The following is a 16,129-nucleotide window of genomic DNA, read 5'->3' on the forward strand; positions in this document are numbered from 1 at the left end:
TGTTTTTTAGAAGAAAGGAAAATGAAATATGAAAAAGAAAACAAAAATGCAAATGGTTATTGTCATGGGGATTGTTTTCAATGTTATGGGAGCATTCATTGCTATGACACTCTCTATTCCATTTTATATGGATTCTATTGGAACCATATTGGTGGCCGGACTTTTAGGTCCTAAATATGCCATGTTAACTGGTGTATTAGGAAGTATAACGAGTGGAATCACTTTTGATATGTATTCCTTCTATTATGCTCCTGTGCAACTGTTCACAGGCTTCTTTGCTGGATTACTCTATCATGGCAAATGGCTCAAAGGATGGCGTACACCTATTGGTTCATTATTAGTTGGTATTCCAACATCATTATTGAGTGCCTGCATTACAGCTGGTTTATTTAACGGAATCACTTCTGGTGCCAGCAGCACTTTTGTCGTTGTCTTTCATCACTTAGGATTACCATTAGTATTCAGTATCTTGCTTGTTCAAGTTTTTACTGATTACTTGGATAAATTCTTTGCCGTATGTCTGACAAAGGCGATTATTGAAAGAGGACATCTTTATGAGAAATGGGGGATAGCATGGAAAGATACAGCCGCATTGAAAACAAGCACAAAAGAGAAATCGTTCTTTTAAAAGCCAGACCATGTGCCTGGTCAAAATGCACATTTTGTGATTATATTGAAGATAATTCTACATGTACAGAAGAAATGATTAAAATCAATCAGGACGTTTTAAGTCATGTTACTGGTGAATATGGTGTTTTAGAAATCATTGACTCTGCCAGTATTTTTGAATTACCTCAACCAACACTATCACTGATTCAACAAATTATTCATGATAAAAATATTCACACACTCTTTGTAGAAAGTCACTGGATTTATCATCAACGTATTCAGGAAATCAGAGATTTCTTTGGTATTGATATGATTGTAAAAATTGGTGTTGAATCTTTTGATGATGATTTTAGAAATCGTGTTCTCAATAAGAATGCGACTTTTTCAAGCATTGAGGAATTAAAAAAATATTTTGATTCACCTTGCCTAATGGTTGGTATTCAAGGACAAACAAAAGAAATGATTCAAAAAGATATGGATATTTTAACTCATCATTTTGATTATGGAACAATCAGTATTTATCGTAATAATTCAACACCTATCAAAAGAGATGAATCTTTAATTCAATGGTTTATGCAAAACTATGCCTATTTACAAGATGATCCACGCTATGACTTTTTATGTGATCCTACTGATTTTGGTGTAGGAGATTAATACAATTGAAATATACAAAAAATGTACGACACACACCGTACATTTTTTTATACCCATCACTATATTTATCTATATCCGTTTCCAAACAATACCCATTCACCTTGAGAATTTTGAACACATTCATATTGATATCCTGACACAGATGCATTTTTCCCAAATTCAGGTGGCGCCTGAAAAAAGCCTGTATGAAAATCTAAATAAACAACTATAGCATCCTGATACCCTTCATGAATCAGATTCTTTTCAAATGTCTGACTTTCCATTCCATCATAATAGACATCTGTTATTGTTATACCATCTTGATCCATACTGTCAATAGCTTTGTCCATAACCAATCGAATATCTTCTCTTTTATGGATTGTATTATGACGAATTTCTCTATTAACTTCAACTGGCTGATTATCAAATATAACGATAAATGCTATCACAACAACTATCATGAATATAATGCCTTTTGTTTTCTTTTTCATATTGATGAGCTCCTTACTTATCTTTGAAAATATAATAGACTTTTATTATATATATTATATAAAAAAGATATGAAAAACCTGTGAATATACAATTCCAATATTTTGGTTTTAAAAAAGGGATGCACATGCATCCCCATTCCATTGACTCCTATCAGGTAAGTCAATACTCTATTCATCAAATACCCAATAAGAATAAGTTGTTGATAAAGTCATATTTAATTTTCTTTGTAAAGCTAATGATGCCTCGTTTCCTACGACAACCTGACAATAAGGGACTTTCTTTTGTTTCAGTAATTCATTAATCAAATAGCTTTCCAACAAAGAACCATAACCGCGTCTTTGATATTCTTTTTTGATTTCTAAAATTCCCATGCTTCCTTCTCGATGCATACCAATAAATCCAGCTAACTGGCCATCATGAAACAATCCCCATAATGCTTTCTTTTCAATACGATCTTTTATATAATCTCGATCACTCATATGATGATAAATATGATAAACATCATCAAGATAATTCTGAGTCAACAGTCGTATAGAAACATGATCAGGAATTGTGAATTCTATTAGCTGAGTTGCCATATAAACTGCCTGATAACAGGCAAAATAATCTTTTTTATGATATTCATTGATCAGTAAATCAACAACTTCTTTTTGTTTGATATCATATAATTGATATTGATCTAAATGGCATTGACTCCATAATCTTTTGAACTTATCTATATCAGTCATAGAAATCATGATAGACTGACTTTCTCTTTCCAGCATAATCAAGCCATCATCTTCACGATAGAAAACATCTGTCATATTTAAACGTAATGGCTCAATAAAATCAATATCATCAATTGAATCTAATATCATCATTCTATCCTCCTGTATTGATTATATCATGGCAGATGACGAAAGGAAGAACGAATTGATCTTAATAATGCATAACAAATCACTAAAGCAACAATCAATATCGTACATAAAATCAAGACGTTTGATAATTGTATAGGTTGTTCAATCAGTAATAGATAACCCCATGTAGCTGGACAAAGTTTTCCAATGGTTTCTAAAAAAGAAGGTAATAAAGAAACAGGAAACATAATACCAGATAAAATGATGGATGGTAAAAAGATGATTTGACTGACCATAGTCAGCTTGGCCTGATTATGAACTGCCAATCCTAAAATACAGGCTATACTTAATGATACCAAGACAAATAATATCAACATCACAAAATATAAAACTGGATGAATAGGACATGTTGCATCAAAAAGAAGAGGAGATAAAATATAAATCAGACTGCTCATCATCATTAAATGAATAAATGCTGATAAAAATAAAGACAAAACTGCAAAATATTCAGGTATATGATTGGCCATATACATTTTCTTAATATCTGTTCCATAAATTTCAGCAATAGATGGTGGTAAACCAATATATGCCCCCATCGAAACACCCATGACTGTCATAGATGCCATCAATGTTTCTTGAGACTCAGGCATGATGGATGTAAAAACACTGCCCATCATTAAGAAAAAGAGTAATGGCACTAAATAACATGTGATTAATAGTGAACGAGAACGGATATCCATTTTCCATTGTAAATAAATCCCATAACCTAATGCTTTCATATTTCATTTCTCCTTGCGACTTCTAAAAAGTGCTGTTCCAAAGTCCCACGATTGACTGTCATATCTAAAATATCAAGATTTTGTTTTTGATAGTCCTGACAGATTTGCATCAATGTCTGTTGAATATGTTGTGTCGTATAAACTTCTTCTCCTTCTTGACTATTGACCTTAATATAATAATATCGTCCAAGTTGTTTCGCTAATTCTTCTACTGTTCCTATAAAAGCCATTTTTCCTTGCCTTAATATCCCAATACGATCACATAAGCTTTCCACTTCATTCATATCATGACTCGTCAAAACAACCGTCATTCCTTGTTTTTGACATTGGATAATATTTTCATGCAGGGCTTTTCGTCCAGCGACATCTAATCCTGCAGTCGGTTCATCTAGAAAAAGCAGATCAGGATGTCCCATCAAAGCCAATGCCAGATGAAGACGACGTTGTTGTCCTGTCGAAAGTTCCCTATATGTCTGATCAGCTATTTCTTGAATACCTAATGCCTTGACTATATCTTCATCTAACTGTGCATGCTTCCATTTTGAAAACAACTTCATAGCTTCTTTCACTTTCATATAAGCAGGTAAAGCTGAAGATTGAAGCTGAATGCCTATTTGACCATGAATTTCAATCTGCCCCTCATCATATTTTAAAAATCCTTCCAGGCATTCTAAGATTGTTGTTTTCCCAGCACCATTCATTCCTAATATGCCAAAGATTTCCCCTTTTTTCACATCAAAACTAACATCCTTTAAAACCTCAAGTGTCTGATACTTCTTTTTCAAATGTGAAACGTGCATAATCGTATCCATCATCATTCCCCCTCAAATGGATTATCTCCTAATTTTTGAAAATAAATTTCTAATGCCGGTTTCAAATAATCATTGACTTCATTTTGTTTTTGAATCCATTCCTGATTTTGGGCATCAGTTAAATGATCAAATTTCATTAAACGTGGCAATAAACTCATATCCCCTTGTGTAAATTCCATAATCAAATTCCAAAACTGACCTGTCATCTGCTGGACCTGTTCATCTTCTGGAGGAAGATGTTTTGCCTTCAGCTTTAAGATGTCTTCATTGATTTGATGAAATCGTTGAATAAATTCCTGACCACTATCTTTATCAAACTGTTGACGAATATGTTCCAATGTTTCATTATCAAAATGTTTAATTAACCAATAATACTCATTATCCATTTGAAGATTCACAATGATATCTGCATATTTTTTAAAATCAACCGTCTGCATTTGATTGACTTCAATCTTTAAGGCTTTAATGGCTGATAATGTATTTTGAAGCTGTTTGATTTTTTCTTCAATCATGACTTCCTGTTGATGAAGCGCATGTTCTACTTTTTGAGGTGTATCTAAAACTTCTATCCTATTTTTAATATCATCTAAAGTAAAACCTAATGATTTTAAAGATTGAATCTGATGAAGTAAAATCATATCCTGATAAGTATAAAGACGTCGACCTCCTTCACTTTCACCGCTAGGATGTAACAAGCCTTTTTGATCATAAAACTGTAATGTGCGAACAGTTGTTCCCATCTTTTTTGCAAGTTCTCCAACTGTCATATATTTCTGATTATTCATTTTCCAACCCTCCTGCTTTTATTATAATTCATGACGTTACGTCACAAACAAGCATTTTTGTCGAAAATATATATATAATCTCTTTGTATTTCGATATGAATTCCCCTATAATAAGATTTGGGGTGAAAGTATGAAATTGCTTGCTAGTGATTTTGATAATACATTATGGTTTGAAGATCATATGAAAGATGAAGATGTTAAAGCTATTCATGAATTTCAAAAACATGGACATCTGTTTGGTATTTGTTCTGGGCGAAGTTTGAGTGGTATTTTACGTCCTTCAAAACCTTATGATATTCAGTATGATTTTTTTATTTTATTAAGTGGGGGACTCATTTTAAATAAGGACTATGAACCTATTTTTGAAAGTCAGATTCCTATATCCTTAGTCAAAGACATCTATGAATTTACTGGCAAACAAAATATGTCGATTGTTCATAATGATGTGACATATCATCTTAATACAAAATTTCAAGATCATATTTTTGATCATGAAATTCATTCTTTCAATGAGCTTCCTTTTACACATATTCAGGCTTTTTCATTTCACTATCAAGATCATGAATTAGACCTGGCTCAAAAGATGACACGTCTCATTATTGACAAATACGGTCATCAAATTGAAGCTTTTCAAAATAATCTACATATAGATTTAGCGATGAAAGGCTGTTCAAAAGGAAAAGGTATTCAAATCATTGAAAAATATTTCCACTTATCCCATGATCATGTTTATGGAATTGGAGATAACTATAATGATTTACCTATGTTAGATGCCATTCAACATAGTTATTCTTTTGATTATGCTCCCTTACCAGTTCAAAGACATGCCAAGAAAATTGTTTCACAATTGTCCAAGTGTATTTTAGATATTGAAAAATAATTTTATTTTTAATAAAAATAAAGCATCTTTTTTCGCTTATTTCAAAATTATCTATTCATAAATTGACAAATGTATACAAAAATGATATTATCAATGCAATAACAAAGGAGGACATTTTCATGCGGATTTGTAAACATGAATATATCATAGCCGATCATATGAGAGTGTCTAGATTGTTGTCAAAGAAAACCATATCTCATGAAGAATGAGATTTTTTATTTAGAGGGGGTATCATATGAAAATTGGTGTTATTGGTCTAGGAACTGTTGGGTTTGGCGTTGTAGAAATCTTAACACAACAAAAAGAAAGATTAGAAAAGCACATTCATGAAGAAGTGACAGTTAAATATGGCTGTGCCTTAAACGAAGTGACTTTACCAGATGGTATCATCTATACCCAAGATTTTCATGATGTTTTAAATGATGATGAAGTTGATGTTGTGGTAGAATTAATTGGTGGAACAACAATTGCTAAAACAATCATTTTAGAAGCCTTAAAAAAAGGGAAACATGTTGTCACTGCAAACAAAGCATTGATTGCACATGATGGCCAGGAAATCTTCGAAACTGCAGCCAAGTATCATGCTAAAATCTATTATGAAGCTGCTGTGGGTGGTGGTATTCCTGTCGTTGTTCCGGCTAAAGAAGATTTAATTGCTAATGAGATTGAGAAAATCGAAGGTATTTTAAATGGAACAACAAATTTCATTTTAACATTAATGGAAACAGATAATTTGGATTTTCAGGAAGCTCTCACAATAGCTGATGGCTTAGGATATGTAGAAGCCGATGCCAGCTTGGATTTAGATGGGATTGATGCTGCACATAAGATTTGTATTTTAACTATGAATGCTTTTGAGATTTTCTTTGATTTCAATAAGATTCAATGTACAGGTATTCGAAAAGTCACAAAGAAAGATATAGACTATGCTAAAAAATTAGGATACCGTATTAAGTTGATTGCACAGGCTAAAAAACTTGATCATGGTTATGGAATTGATGTTTCTCCTACCTTAATTGGTATAAAAGACATTGTTGCGAATGTGAATCAAGCATATAATGTAGTAGAAATCACTTGTAATTATTTAGAAAATGTGATTTTCTATGGTAAAGGTGCTGGGCGTTATGTCACTGCCAGTGCTGTTGTGAGTGATATCATCAAAACACATCAACCAACAATATGGCAACATCAATATCAATATGTAGAAGAGATTTATCCAATTACATATTCTAAATATTATATCAGATGTGATCATCCTCTAGATATTGACTATGAAATGTATTATTCTCAAGATCATGATCATATCTACATTACAAATCCTATTGAACTGAATGAGTTAAAACAACAACTTCAAGATGAAACCTATAATTTATTGAAAGTAAGGGGTTAAAATAACATGAAAATAATTGTTCAAAAATTTGGTGGAACCTCAACACGTAGTATTGAAACACGTGAACATATGTATAAAAATATTATTCGTGAACACGATAAAGGCAACAAAGTTGTTGCTGTGGTCAGTGCGATGGGGCGCTATGATGATCCCTATGCAACAGATACCCTTCTATCCATTGTTCATACAGATCAATTAACAGATGAAGAAATTGATCGTTTAACAAGTATTGGAGAAACGATTTCAACACTTGTTGTCAAAAGTGAACTGGCTAAAAAAGGCTATGTTGTAGACACGGTAACAAATGCCGAACTGGGTATTTTGACAGATTCACATCATCAAAATGCAACGATTACAACCGTAGAGGGAAAACATATTTTAGATAAACTTAAAAATGCTGATATTGTGATTTGTCCAGGATTTCAGGGATATTCTCAAAATGGAAAAATTACTACTTTAGGTCGTGGTGGCAGTGACTTATCTGCCGTTGCTATTGGTGTTGCAATAGATGCCAATGAAGTTGAAATATATAGTGATGTTAACGGTATTTATACAGCTGATCCTCGTATTGTTCCTGATGCGATGAAATTAAATTATATCAGTTATTCAGAAATGCTGGAACTTTCTAAAAATGGCGCTAAAGTTCTCAACCATCGTTGTGTACAATTGGCTGCCAAACATGATATTGTGATTCATGCAAGAAGTTCTTTCGATGAAAGTCAAGGAACATATGTGTTAGGAGATGAAAAAATTATGAAAGATCATTTAAATCAATTCATTATATCTGGAATTACTGGTTCACAAAATGAAGCGAGAATTACTCTCGTTGGTGTTGATGCCAAAGTCAATGGTGCTGGTGAACTCTTTGAAAAAATTGCTGATGCTAATGTCAATGTCAATGTCTTCAGTCAGGCATTAGTCGGTGGCGGTAGAATGGATATTTCTTTAATCATTAATGATAAAGATGTTCCTGCTGTCGTTGAAGTCATTAATGATTTAAAAGAAACATTACAGGCTAAAAAAACGATTGTGCGAGGAAATATTGGAAAAGTGGCTGTCATTGGTGTTGGTATTAAAAATAATAAAGGTATGTTCCAAAAAGTTTATAATACACTCATGAGCCATGATATTAATGTGGAAATGACTTCTTGTAGTGAAATTAATATTTCTTGTTATATTGATCGAGATGATGTCAAAAGAGCACAGGTTTTATTACATGAAGCATTCTTAGGTTAGGAGGACTATAAAAATGAAAAAATATAAAGTTGCAATTGTTGGAGCTACTGGTGCAGTGGGTAGAGAAATGTTAAGATGTATTTTTCAGTTTCACTTCCCATTTGAAAGTTTAAAATTATTAGCTTCTTCAAGAAGTGCTGGAAAAGTGATTGAATATGAAGGACATGAATTTGTTGTTGAAGAATTAACTGAAAATTCATTTGAAGGTATTGACGTTGCTTTCTGGAGTGCTGGTGGAAGTATTTCTGAAAAATATATGCCTTACGCTGTTCAAGCTGGTTGTATCAATATTGATAATACTTCTCATTTTAGAATGGATCCTGATGTTCCATTAGTTGTTCCAGAAGTCAATGCCTATGCATTAAAAGAACATAAAGGGATTATTGCTAATCCAAACTGTACAACGATTCAAATGGTCAGTGCTTTAAATCGTTTAAATGAATATTTTGATATTGAAAGAATTATTGTGTCAACTTATCAGGCTGTTTCAGGTGCTGGTGTTGCTGGAATGGAAGAATTATATCGTCAGTCACAAGAAGTTTTAGATGGTAAAGAACCTGTTGCCAAAACATTACCTTGTGCTTCTGATAAAAAACATTATCCAATTGCTTTCAACTGTATTCCTCAAGTGGATAAATTTGATTTAGATAATCATTTTACAAAAGAAGAAATGAAAATGGTGAATGAAACAAAGAAAATCTTTAATAAAGATATCAAAGTTAATGCCACTTGTGTCCGTGTTCCCGTACTCAGAGGACATAGTGAATCTGTTTATATCGAAACAAAAAAACCAATTGATATGGATAAAGTCTTTGAATTATTATCAAATTCTCATGGTGTTGAACTCTATGATGATATTGAAAATCAGATTTATCCTATGGCAACTCTATTTATTGGTGATGAACTTGTCCATGTGGGGCGTGTCCGTCAAGATTTAGATAATGATCATGCTTTAAGCTTATGGATTGTGGCTGATCAGCTTATGAAAGGTGCTGCATACAACTCTGTTGATATTGGCTTAAAGATGATAGAGATGGGATTGTTATAATGAGTCATAAAGTCTTCCAGATGCCCTTTTCTCAAATCTATTCTTTACTGCTTCAAAAAGCATTGAAAAAAGGACGTAACCAAGAAGAAGTTGATACAGTCATTCAATGGTTAACAGGCTATCATCAGGAACAAATTCATGCAATGTTGGAAACATCTATTGATTATGAACATTTCTTTCTTCAGGCACCATGCTTAAATGAAAAACGATTTTTAATCAAAGGTAGTATCTGCGGTGTTAAACTAGAAACCATTGAAGATCCTATGATGCAAAATATACGCTATCTTGATAAACTGATAGATGAACTGGCTAAAGGAAAAAACTTAGATAAAATATTAAGAAAATAACGAAGTGAATTTTATTTCACTTCTTTTTTTATTCAAAAAAAGAAGATGAACATTCATTCATCTTCCCTTAATTCTTAACAATACGATAATATGTTCTTGATGTAAAGACATAGACAATCGCATAAACAATCGCCACAATAATGACTGAGATGATTGTACATGTAATAAACACCTCTGTTCCACTCAAAACAATATAACTAAACATCATAGTTATCAAATGGAAAGCAAATGCCATGTGAATAACTGAAGCTATCAGTGGTAAAAAGAAGAAGATTAAAACTTGAGAACGAATAGTCTGTTTCACTTCTTTTGTACTCATACCAACTTTTTGCATAATTTCAAAGCGTTTTTGATCTTCATAACCTTCTGATAACTGTTTATAGTACATAATTAATATTGTAGCCATTAAAAATAAGATGCCTAAGAAAATACCTAAGAAAAATAAACTTCCATACAATTCCATCAACATGATTCTGACTTCATATAATGAAGAACGATAGAAAGAAATACCTCCCTGTTCTGTCTCTGTTTCTAAGACAAAGTTATCTAAACACTTTCTTAATATGTCTTCAGCTTCTTTTTCTTGAGACTGATCATGATATACAATAGAAAGATTTTCTGTTGGTTGGATAGTATCTCCAAAGAAATGTGACATCATTTCTTGAATAGCTTCTTCATCTTTCATAATAACTATCAGATTTCTTTGCGCAGTAGGATTTTCATTAGGTAATAAATAGGGTTGATGCACAACTTCCTGAATTGGATATTTTTGTTGATCTATATCTAAAGTATCTCCAAAGTCAAAGAAATTACTGCTCACTAAAATATTCTGACCACTTAATTGAACATTTTGATGATAGGCACGATTATATTCATCCTGTGTCATACCTACTAAATATCCCACAACAAAATTTCCTGTTTCCTTATCTGTTAAAATATGATTATTTCCAAAACGTACACTGACTGAATATCTTTTGGTATGAATAAAACTATCAATACCAATATCATGATTCTCTAATTCAGTCTGCATTTGTGAATAAATCTTTGCAAACTCCTGATCACTTGGCAATGTTCCATCATCATAGCCATAAACTTTAAGCTGAAAACTATCCTGCTGATAAGCTGTAATTGTATCTTCAATTCCAAAATAGAGTGAGACTGTACTTGACAACATAACCAATATACATGTACATAAAATACAGATACTAGCCAGTCCTACAGCATTTTGTTTCATACGATAAATTAACTGAGACACAGAAGTAAAGTGTTTTGTCTGATAATAGAAATGCTTATTTTTCTTTAAAAGTTTTAAAATTGTAATAGAACCTGCAGTAAATAAACAATAGGTTCCAATAATAACCAAGATAACAGCTACAAAAAACAAAACCATCGCTGTCGTTGGATCATCAATCGTAATAGCAATATAATATCCTAATCCAAGTGTTACCAAACCAATGATTGTCATCAGCCATTTGGTCTTCGGTTCTTTTTCACCACTTTGAGAACCTCTTAATAATTCAATAGGGTTTGATAATTGAATTTGAATCACATGAATGAGATAAGAAGCCAAATAAATAGGTAAAAAGACAATAACTGTAACTAGAAAAGATGACCATGAAATATGAAATGTCAAGGTTGTAGATAGTCCCATTAAATGAATCAATACTAATGAAACCAGTTGACTAAAAATAATACCAAAAAGAAATCCCATAACAAATGAAATCAATGTTGTGATGATGGTTTCACACAACATCATCATCATAATGTGTTTCTTTTCTAACCCTAAAATATTGTATAAGGCTATTTCTTTTTTTCGACGTTTCATCAGGAAACTATTCATATAAAATAAGAAAATGACAGAAAAGATAACCATCACAATAATTCCTAAATTCAAGATGATCTGCATTGTACTTGAACCCGTTGCCATTTGTTCTAAACCTTTATGTGATGCTAGATAATTAATTAAATAAAACATCATGACAGTAAAGGAACTTGTTAATAAATATGGAAAATATAACTTAGAATTCTTTTTGAGATTGGTTAATGCCAGACGGGGATAAAAGAAAGATTTCATTTTATTTCCCTCCTGTCGCAAGTAATGTTAGTGTATCTGAAATACTTTGATACATTTGCTGATTCGTTTGATTTCCTTTGTAAATTTGATGGAAAACTTCACCATCTCTAATAAATAAGACTCTTGAAGCATAGCTGGCTGCTTTAGTACTATGAGTCACCATTAAAATTGTTTGCCCTTCCTGATTGACTGTATCAAAAATTTCCAACAATTGATCCGTTGACTTTGAATCAAGGGCACCAGTAGGTTCATCTGCCAGAACAAGTTGAGGATGTGTAATGAGTGCTCTTGCAACAGCAACTCTTTGTTTCTGTCCACCAGATATTTCATATGGATATTTCTCTAATAAATCCTCAATACCCAGTTTTGGTGCTAAAGCTTTTAATTTCTGTTGCATAACAGGATAAGGTTCTTTAGATAAGACAAGTGGTAAGAAAATATTATCTTTGATAGAAAATGTATCTAATAGATTAAAATCCTGAAATACAAAACCAAGATTCTTTCTTCTAAACTGTGAGATTTCTTTTTCCTTTAAATGGGTAATATCTTGACCATTTAATAAGACCTGTCCACTGGTTGGCTGATCTAATGAAGCCAGAATATTTAATAAAGTTGTTTTCCCGCTTCCAGATTCACCCATAATCGCAACATACTCACCTTCTTCTACACTAAAAGTAACATTGGATAATGCCTGTACCTGTTGATTTGAAAAATGTGTTGTATAAATTTTCTTTAAATTTTTAACTTCCAGTAATGACATTTTAACTCCTCCTTTGTACACTTATAGTTTATAAAAAAAGAGAAATATGTACCATTGATTTATCTTACAATTTCTCTGTTATAACTTACATTTCTGTAAGATTTATTCAACTTGCAAATCCTTAACATGAAAATCAATCATCACTGTTGTTCCCACTCCTTGAGTTGACTGGATATGAATAGGATGTCCTAAATATTTTAATATGCGAGCACATAAATATAATCCTAGACCACTTGCTTTTTTATCCATTCTTCCATTATATCCTGTAAAGCCTTTTTCAAACAGTCTTGGTAAATCCTCCTGTTTAATCCCAATACCCGTATCTTCAATATATAAAACTTCATCTTCAACAAAAATATGTATGCCACCTGTTTTGGTATATTTCAATGCATTGGATAAAATCTGTTCCAAAACAAAGGATAACCATTTGGCATCAGTCAAAACCTGTAAATCTATTGGATCAATTTTTAAAGTTAATTTCTTTTGAATAAAAAAAGTTGCTTGTTTTTTTATGACATCTTGAATGAGCTCATTGAAATCATAACGTTTGATACGTAAATCAGAAGAAATCTGTTCTAATTTCATATAATGTAAAGCCATATCTACATATTGTTCAATTCTTAAAACTTGTAAAAGCATATCGTTTGTTGAAGCACTTTGAGATGTAATTAAAAGTCTTAATGCAAAAATAGGTGTTTTGATTTGATGAACCCATAAAGTGAAATAATCTAACATATCCTGATTATGTATTTCATGTTGTTCTTTCATTTCTTTTAATAAATGATGGATCTGATGAATCAATAATTGATATTGAGTTTCAATATATCCTGAACTTTGTGGTAAATCTAATAAAATCATATCTTCTAATTGAAAGATTGATTCTAAATTATTCGTTTTTTGATAATAGAAAAAATAATCAATCGCAAAATAAACAATCAATAAAACCAGACATAAAATAGTCGCATAGATGACAGCTTCAATGAAAACATTATATAAATAAAGAATCAGACAAAAAATACCAATGCATGATAAATAGAGAATATAAAAAGCTTTTTTATCATAAAAATAATGCAGTAATCTATTCATAAGCCAGCTTATAACCTAATCCTTTTTTTGTTTGAATAAGATGTTCAATATGAAAATCATCTAATTTCTTTCTTAATCTATTCATATTCACACTTAAAGTATTATCATCTATAAATTCATTGCTTTGCCATAATGCCATCATTAAATCATCACGTGATACAAATACTTCTGATTTTTCAAAGAGAACCTGTAAAATCTTTAATTCATTTTTCGTCAGTTCAATAGTCTGATGATGATAAGAAATAGTAGCATCTAAGATATTTAAAACCAAATCTTTATATGTTAAAACCTGCATAGATTTAGAAAAAGAATATGTACGACGAAGTAACGCCTGAATTTTCGCTGTTAAGACATGAAAATCAAAAGGTTTTGTGATAAAATCATCTGCTCCCATAGAAATAGCCATGACAATATTCATATTCTCATTGGCAGATGAAATAAAGATAATAGGCACTGAAGATACTTTACGAATCTGTTCACACCAATGATATCCATTATAAAAAGGTAAGGAGATATCTAATAAAATAAGTTCTGGCTGTTTTTGAAGATAAAGATCTAAAACATGTTCAAAATCATCCACAACTTCAACTTCATAATTCCATGTTTCTAAATGTTTTTGAATTGCTAAAGCGATGACTTCATCATCTTCGACAATCATGATTTTTTGCATTTTCATCACCCACTCCAATTCCATTATAACATATCTTGATAAAGGTTGTGCATAGCTTTTATACGCGACTTGATGTCATCATGTAGATACTGTGGAGAAATCACTTTAATTTGAGTTTGCATCATCATAATCCAGCCAATCAATCCTTCTGAAATAGAAACATCTTCAATTGTTAATAATAAACGTTCCTGATATAAACGCTGTACTCGCATATTCAATCCAAAACGTGATACTATCTCTCTTAACTGTTTATAATCACATTCAATAACCAATGTATCACGATGATGAGATATAAACATATTCATCATCTTTTCAATTTCATTTTGGATATCAAATTGTTCCTGAACATTGATATATCCTTTATTTAAAGTCTGAATAGCACGCATACGATCAATACGATAATTGGTTAATTGTTGGGGATGTTTTTCATTATAGGCAATCATATAATAATGATTATTTTGAGAAGTTAAAGAATAAGGAGAAACAATATATTGAGCATCTTTATTCCCTCTTTGTGAAGCCACCTCTATGAATTGATGATTTTGAATATCATAATCAATATACTGAAAAGAAATAGCTTTTTGATGTTCAATAGCTTTCATAATAACTGTTAAATTAATAAATAGAGAAAAAGAATGCTGACGTTCACTTGGCTGAAACAAGACGAGACGCTTTTGTTGATGAAAAGAAGATACTGTGAGAAGTTTCTTTTGTAAATGTTGCTGATCTTCTCTATTTAAATCCTGATGAAAGGCAATCTGATCTAATAAAAATTGTAATTCACCATCCTCAAATATATCTTCATCTATCCTATAACCTAATTTATGATAAGAGACAATCAAATTTCTACCTATCCAACTATTAAAAAAATCATTGATTTGTTTGATACAAGAATAAACAGTTTTAATATCAATCTTCATATCCTGTTTCATTAAAGCTTCCTGTATTTCTAAAGCTGTAATGGCTTTATTTGGCGTTTGTAAAATCATCTTCAGTACATAAAACATTCTTTTTCCCATAATAGACTCCTAATGACTCATAACAAGCTGATAACTTTTCTTCCTGTTGTAATGACGCATTAATGAAAGATAGTCTTTCATGCTGTAGCTACAAAGCAAATCTAAGACAACTTCATCCTGGCAGTCATCTAGCTTCAATAAATATTGATAGGCTAAATGATATTCATCTTCCAATAGACATATTTTAGCACAATCCAGTGTATCTACATGATATTGATGTTCAAGAATAGAAATGACTTGAGAAAAAGACATATTCTCAAAAGGAATCAGATATCGGATCACACAATATTCTTGTAATGTTATTGTTTTTTTAGCTATTTTTTTAAAAATATCTTCTTTCAACAACAAATAATCCTGATGTGAAAACAAACTATTCATCATCATTAAATCATTTTCCATATCCTGATAATTCTGCGCCTGATATAAATGTCTTAAAGCAGCTATAAAAAGCTGTTGATAAAGTCTTTTATCATATAATAAATGACCCAGTTCTTTTTCATGTAAGCAACTGGCAAATAACTCCAATACAGATGAATCTTTCATAATTTCTAATACATAATTTTTCTTTTGAACAAAAGTGATCATTTCTTGTTTTTGATAAGTTTTTTTCATATATGTCATCTCCTTGTATTATCATTATACCCATTTTATGATTTTGAAGATGACTTTATAC

18 protein-coding genes are annotated in these 16,129 nt (G+C 31.4%); 7 read left to right on the plus strand and 11 right to left on the minus strand.

Going from position 1 to position 16,129, the window contains the following annotated elements; all coding sequences use genetic code 11:
* Nucleotides 1–28 precede the first annotated feature (28 nt).
* Entirely contained in the window at nucleotides 29–628 is a 600-nt protein-coding gene (locus E0K96_RS02000; RefSeq protein WP_087244111.1) for an ECF transporter S component family protein, read from the plus strand.
* Nucleotides 574–1,263 (plus strand): radical SAM protein, encoded by a 690-nt coding sequence (locus E0K96_RS02005; protein ID WP_168080796.1) that lies wholly within the window; start codon nucleotides 574–576, stop codon nucleotides 1,261–1,263. Before E0K96_RS02000 ends, E0K96_RS02005 begins: the two co-directional genes overlap by 55 nt.
* Before the next feature lie 65 nt (nucleotides 1,264–1,328).
* Here the strand turns inward: E0K96_RS02005 and E0K96_RS02010 are convergent, their stop codons facing one another.
* The 5 genes from E0K96_RS02010 to E0K96_RS02030 form a co-directional block, all read right to left on the minus strand.
* The gene (locus E0K96_RS02010; protein ID WP_168080798.1) at nucleotides 1,329–1,733 is read right to left on the minus strand and encodes a hypothetical protein; all 405 of its coding nucleotides are present in this window, start codon (nucleotides 1,731–1,733) and stop codon (nucleotides 1,329–1,331) included.
* 168 nt (nucleotides 1,734–1,901) lie between these two features.
* Nucleotides 1,902–2,594, minus strand: a complete 693-nt coding sequence (locus E0K96_RS02015) for a GNAT family N-acetyltransferase (RefSeq protein WP_168080800.1) — start codon at nucleotides 2,592–2,594, stop codon at nucleotides 1,902–1,904.
* 23 nt (nucleotides 2,595–2,617) lie between these two features.
* A complete protein-coding gene (locus tag E0K96_RS02020) occupies nucleotides 2,618–3,349 on the minus strand; it encodes an ABC transporter permease (RefSeq protein ID WP_168080802.1) in 732 nt (243 codons plus the stop codon).
* Nucleotides 3,346–4,161, minus strand: a complete 816-nt coding sequence (locus tag E0K96_RS02025) for an ABC transporter ATP-binding protein (protein ID WP_168080804.1) — start codon at nucleotides 4,159–4,161, stop codon at nucleotides 3,346–3,348. Before E0K96_RS02025 ends, E0K96_RS02020 begins: the two co-directional genes overlap by 4 nt.
* A 2-nt stretch (nucleotides 4,162–4,163) precedes the next feature.
* Nucleotides 4,164–4,946 (minus strand): MerR family transcriptional regulator, encoded by a 783-nt coding sequence (locus E0K96_RS02030; RefSeq protein ID WP_168080806.1) that lies wholly within the window; start codon nucleotides 4,944–4,946, stop codon nucleotides 4,164–4,166.
* A 130-nt stretch (nucleotides 4,947–5,076) separates the two neighbouring features.
* Between E0K96_RS02030 and E0K96_RS02035 the strand changes: the two genes are divergently transcribed.
* The 5 genes from E0K96_RS02035 to E0K96_RS02055 all read left to right on the plus strand — a co-directional run bounded on the left by E0K96_RS02035 (nucleotide 5,077) and on the right by E0K96_RS02055 (nucleotide 9,847).
* Entirely contained in the window at nucleotides 5,077–5,826 is a 750-nt protein-coding gene (locus E0K96_RS02035) for an HAD-IIB family hydrolase (protein WP_168080808.1), read from the plus strand.
* A gap of 235 nt (nucleotides 5,827–6,061) precedes the next feature.
* Nucleotides 6,062–7,216: a homoserine dehydrogenase gene (locus E0K96_RS02040; RefSeq protein ID WP_087244103.1), complete on the plus strand. Its 1,155-nt coding sequence runs from the start codon at nucleotides 6,062–6,064 to the stop codon at nucleotides 7,214–7,216.
* Between the two features lie 6 nt (nucleotides 7,217–7,222).
* Nucleotides 7,223–8,452, plus strand: a complete 1,230-nt coding sequence (locus tag E0K96_RS02045; RefSeq protein WP_168080810.1) for an aspartate kinase — start codon at nucleotides 7,223–7,225, stop codon at nucleotides 8,450–8,452.
* Between the two features lie 13 nt (nucleotides 8,453–8,465).
* Nucleotides 8,466–9,500, plus strand: a complete 1,035-nt coding sequence (locus E0K96_RS02050) for an aspartate-semialdehyde dehydrogenase (protein WP_168080812.1) — start codon at nucleotides 8,466–8,468, stop codon at nucleotides 9,498–9,500.
* The gene (locus tag E0K96_RS02055; protein ID WP_206080535.1) at nucleotides 9,500–9,847 is read left to right on the plus strand and encodes a DUF2200 domain-containing protein; all 348 of its coding nucleotides are present in this window, start codon (nucleotides 9,500–9,502) and stop codon (nucleotides 9,845–9,847) included. The genes E0K96_RS02050 and E0K96_RS02055 overlap by 1 nt, the downstream gene beginning before the upstream one ends.
* A 67-nt stretch (nucleotides 9,848–9,914) precedes the next feature.
* Here the strand turns inward: E0K96_RS02055 and E0K96_RS02060 are convergent, their stop codons facing one another.
* From E0K96_RS02060 to E0K96_RS02085, 6 genes are all read right to left on the minus strand, one after another.
* Nucleotides 9,915–11,921: an ABC transporter permease gene (locus E0K96_RS02060; protein WP_168080814.1), complete on the minus strand. Its 2,007-nt coding sequence runs from the start codon at nucleotides 11,919–11,921 to the stop codon at nucleotides 9,915–9,917.
* 1 nt (nucleotide 11,922) lies between these two features.
* On the minus strand, nucleotides 11,923–12,681 hold the full coding sequence (locus E0K96_RS02065) for an ABC transporter ATP-binding protein (protein ID WP_168080816.1): 759 nt from the start codon (nucleotides 12,679–12,681) through the stop codon (nucleotides 11,923–11,925).
* A gap of 102 nt (nucleotides 12,682–12,783) precedes the next feature.
* Complete coding sequence (locus tag E0K96_RS02070) at nucleotides 12,784–13,767, minus strand: sensor histidine kinase (RefSeq protein WP_168080818.1); 984 nt, start codon at nucleotides 13,765–13,767, stop codon at nucleotides 12,784–12,786.
* Entirely contained in the window at nucleotides 13,760–14,437 is a 678-nt protein-coding gene (locus tag E0K96_RS02075) for a response regulator transcription factor (protein WP_087244349.1), read from the minus strand. Before E0K96_RS02075 ends, E0K96_RS02070 begins: the two co-directional genes overlap by 8 nt.
* Nucleotides 14,438–14,460: 23 nt before the next feature.
* Nucleotides 14,461–15,456 carry a helix-turn-helix transcriptional regulator gene (locus E0K96_RS02080; RefSeq protein WP_168080820.1) on the minus strand — a complete coding sequence of 332 codons (996 nt, stop codon included), beginning with the start codon at nucleotides 15,454–15,456 and terminating at the stop codon, nucleotides 14,461–14,463.
* 9 nt (nucleotides 15,457–15,465) lie between these two features.
* Nucleotides 15,466–16,068 (minus strand): hypothetical protein, encoded by a 603-nt coding sequence (locus E0K96_RS02085; RefSeq protein WP_168080822.1) that lies wholly within the window; start codon nucleotides 16,066–16,068, stop codon nucleotides 15,466–15,468.
* Between the last annotated feature and the right edge of the window lie 61 nt (nucleotides 16,069–16,129).

It is taken from the genome of Massilimicrobiota sp. SW1139 (assembly GCF_012027715.1).
Taxonomy (GTDB): domain Bacteria; phylum Bacillota_I; class Bacilli_A; order Erysipelotrichales; family Coprobacillaceae; genus Allocoprobacillus; species Allocoprobacillus merdigallinarum.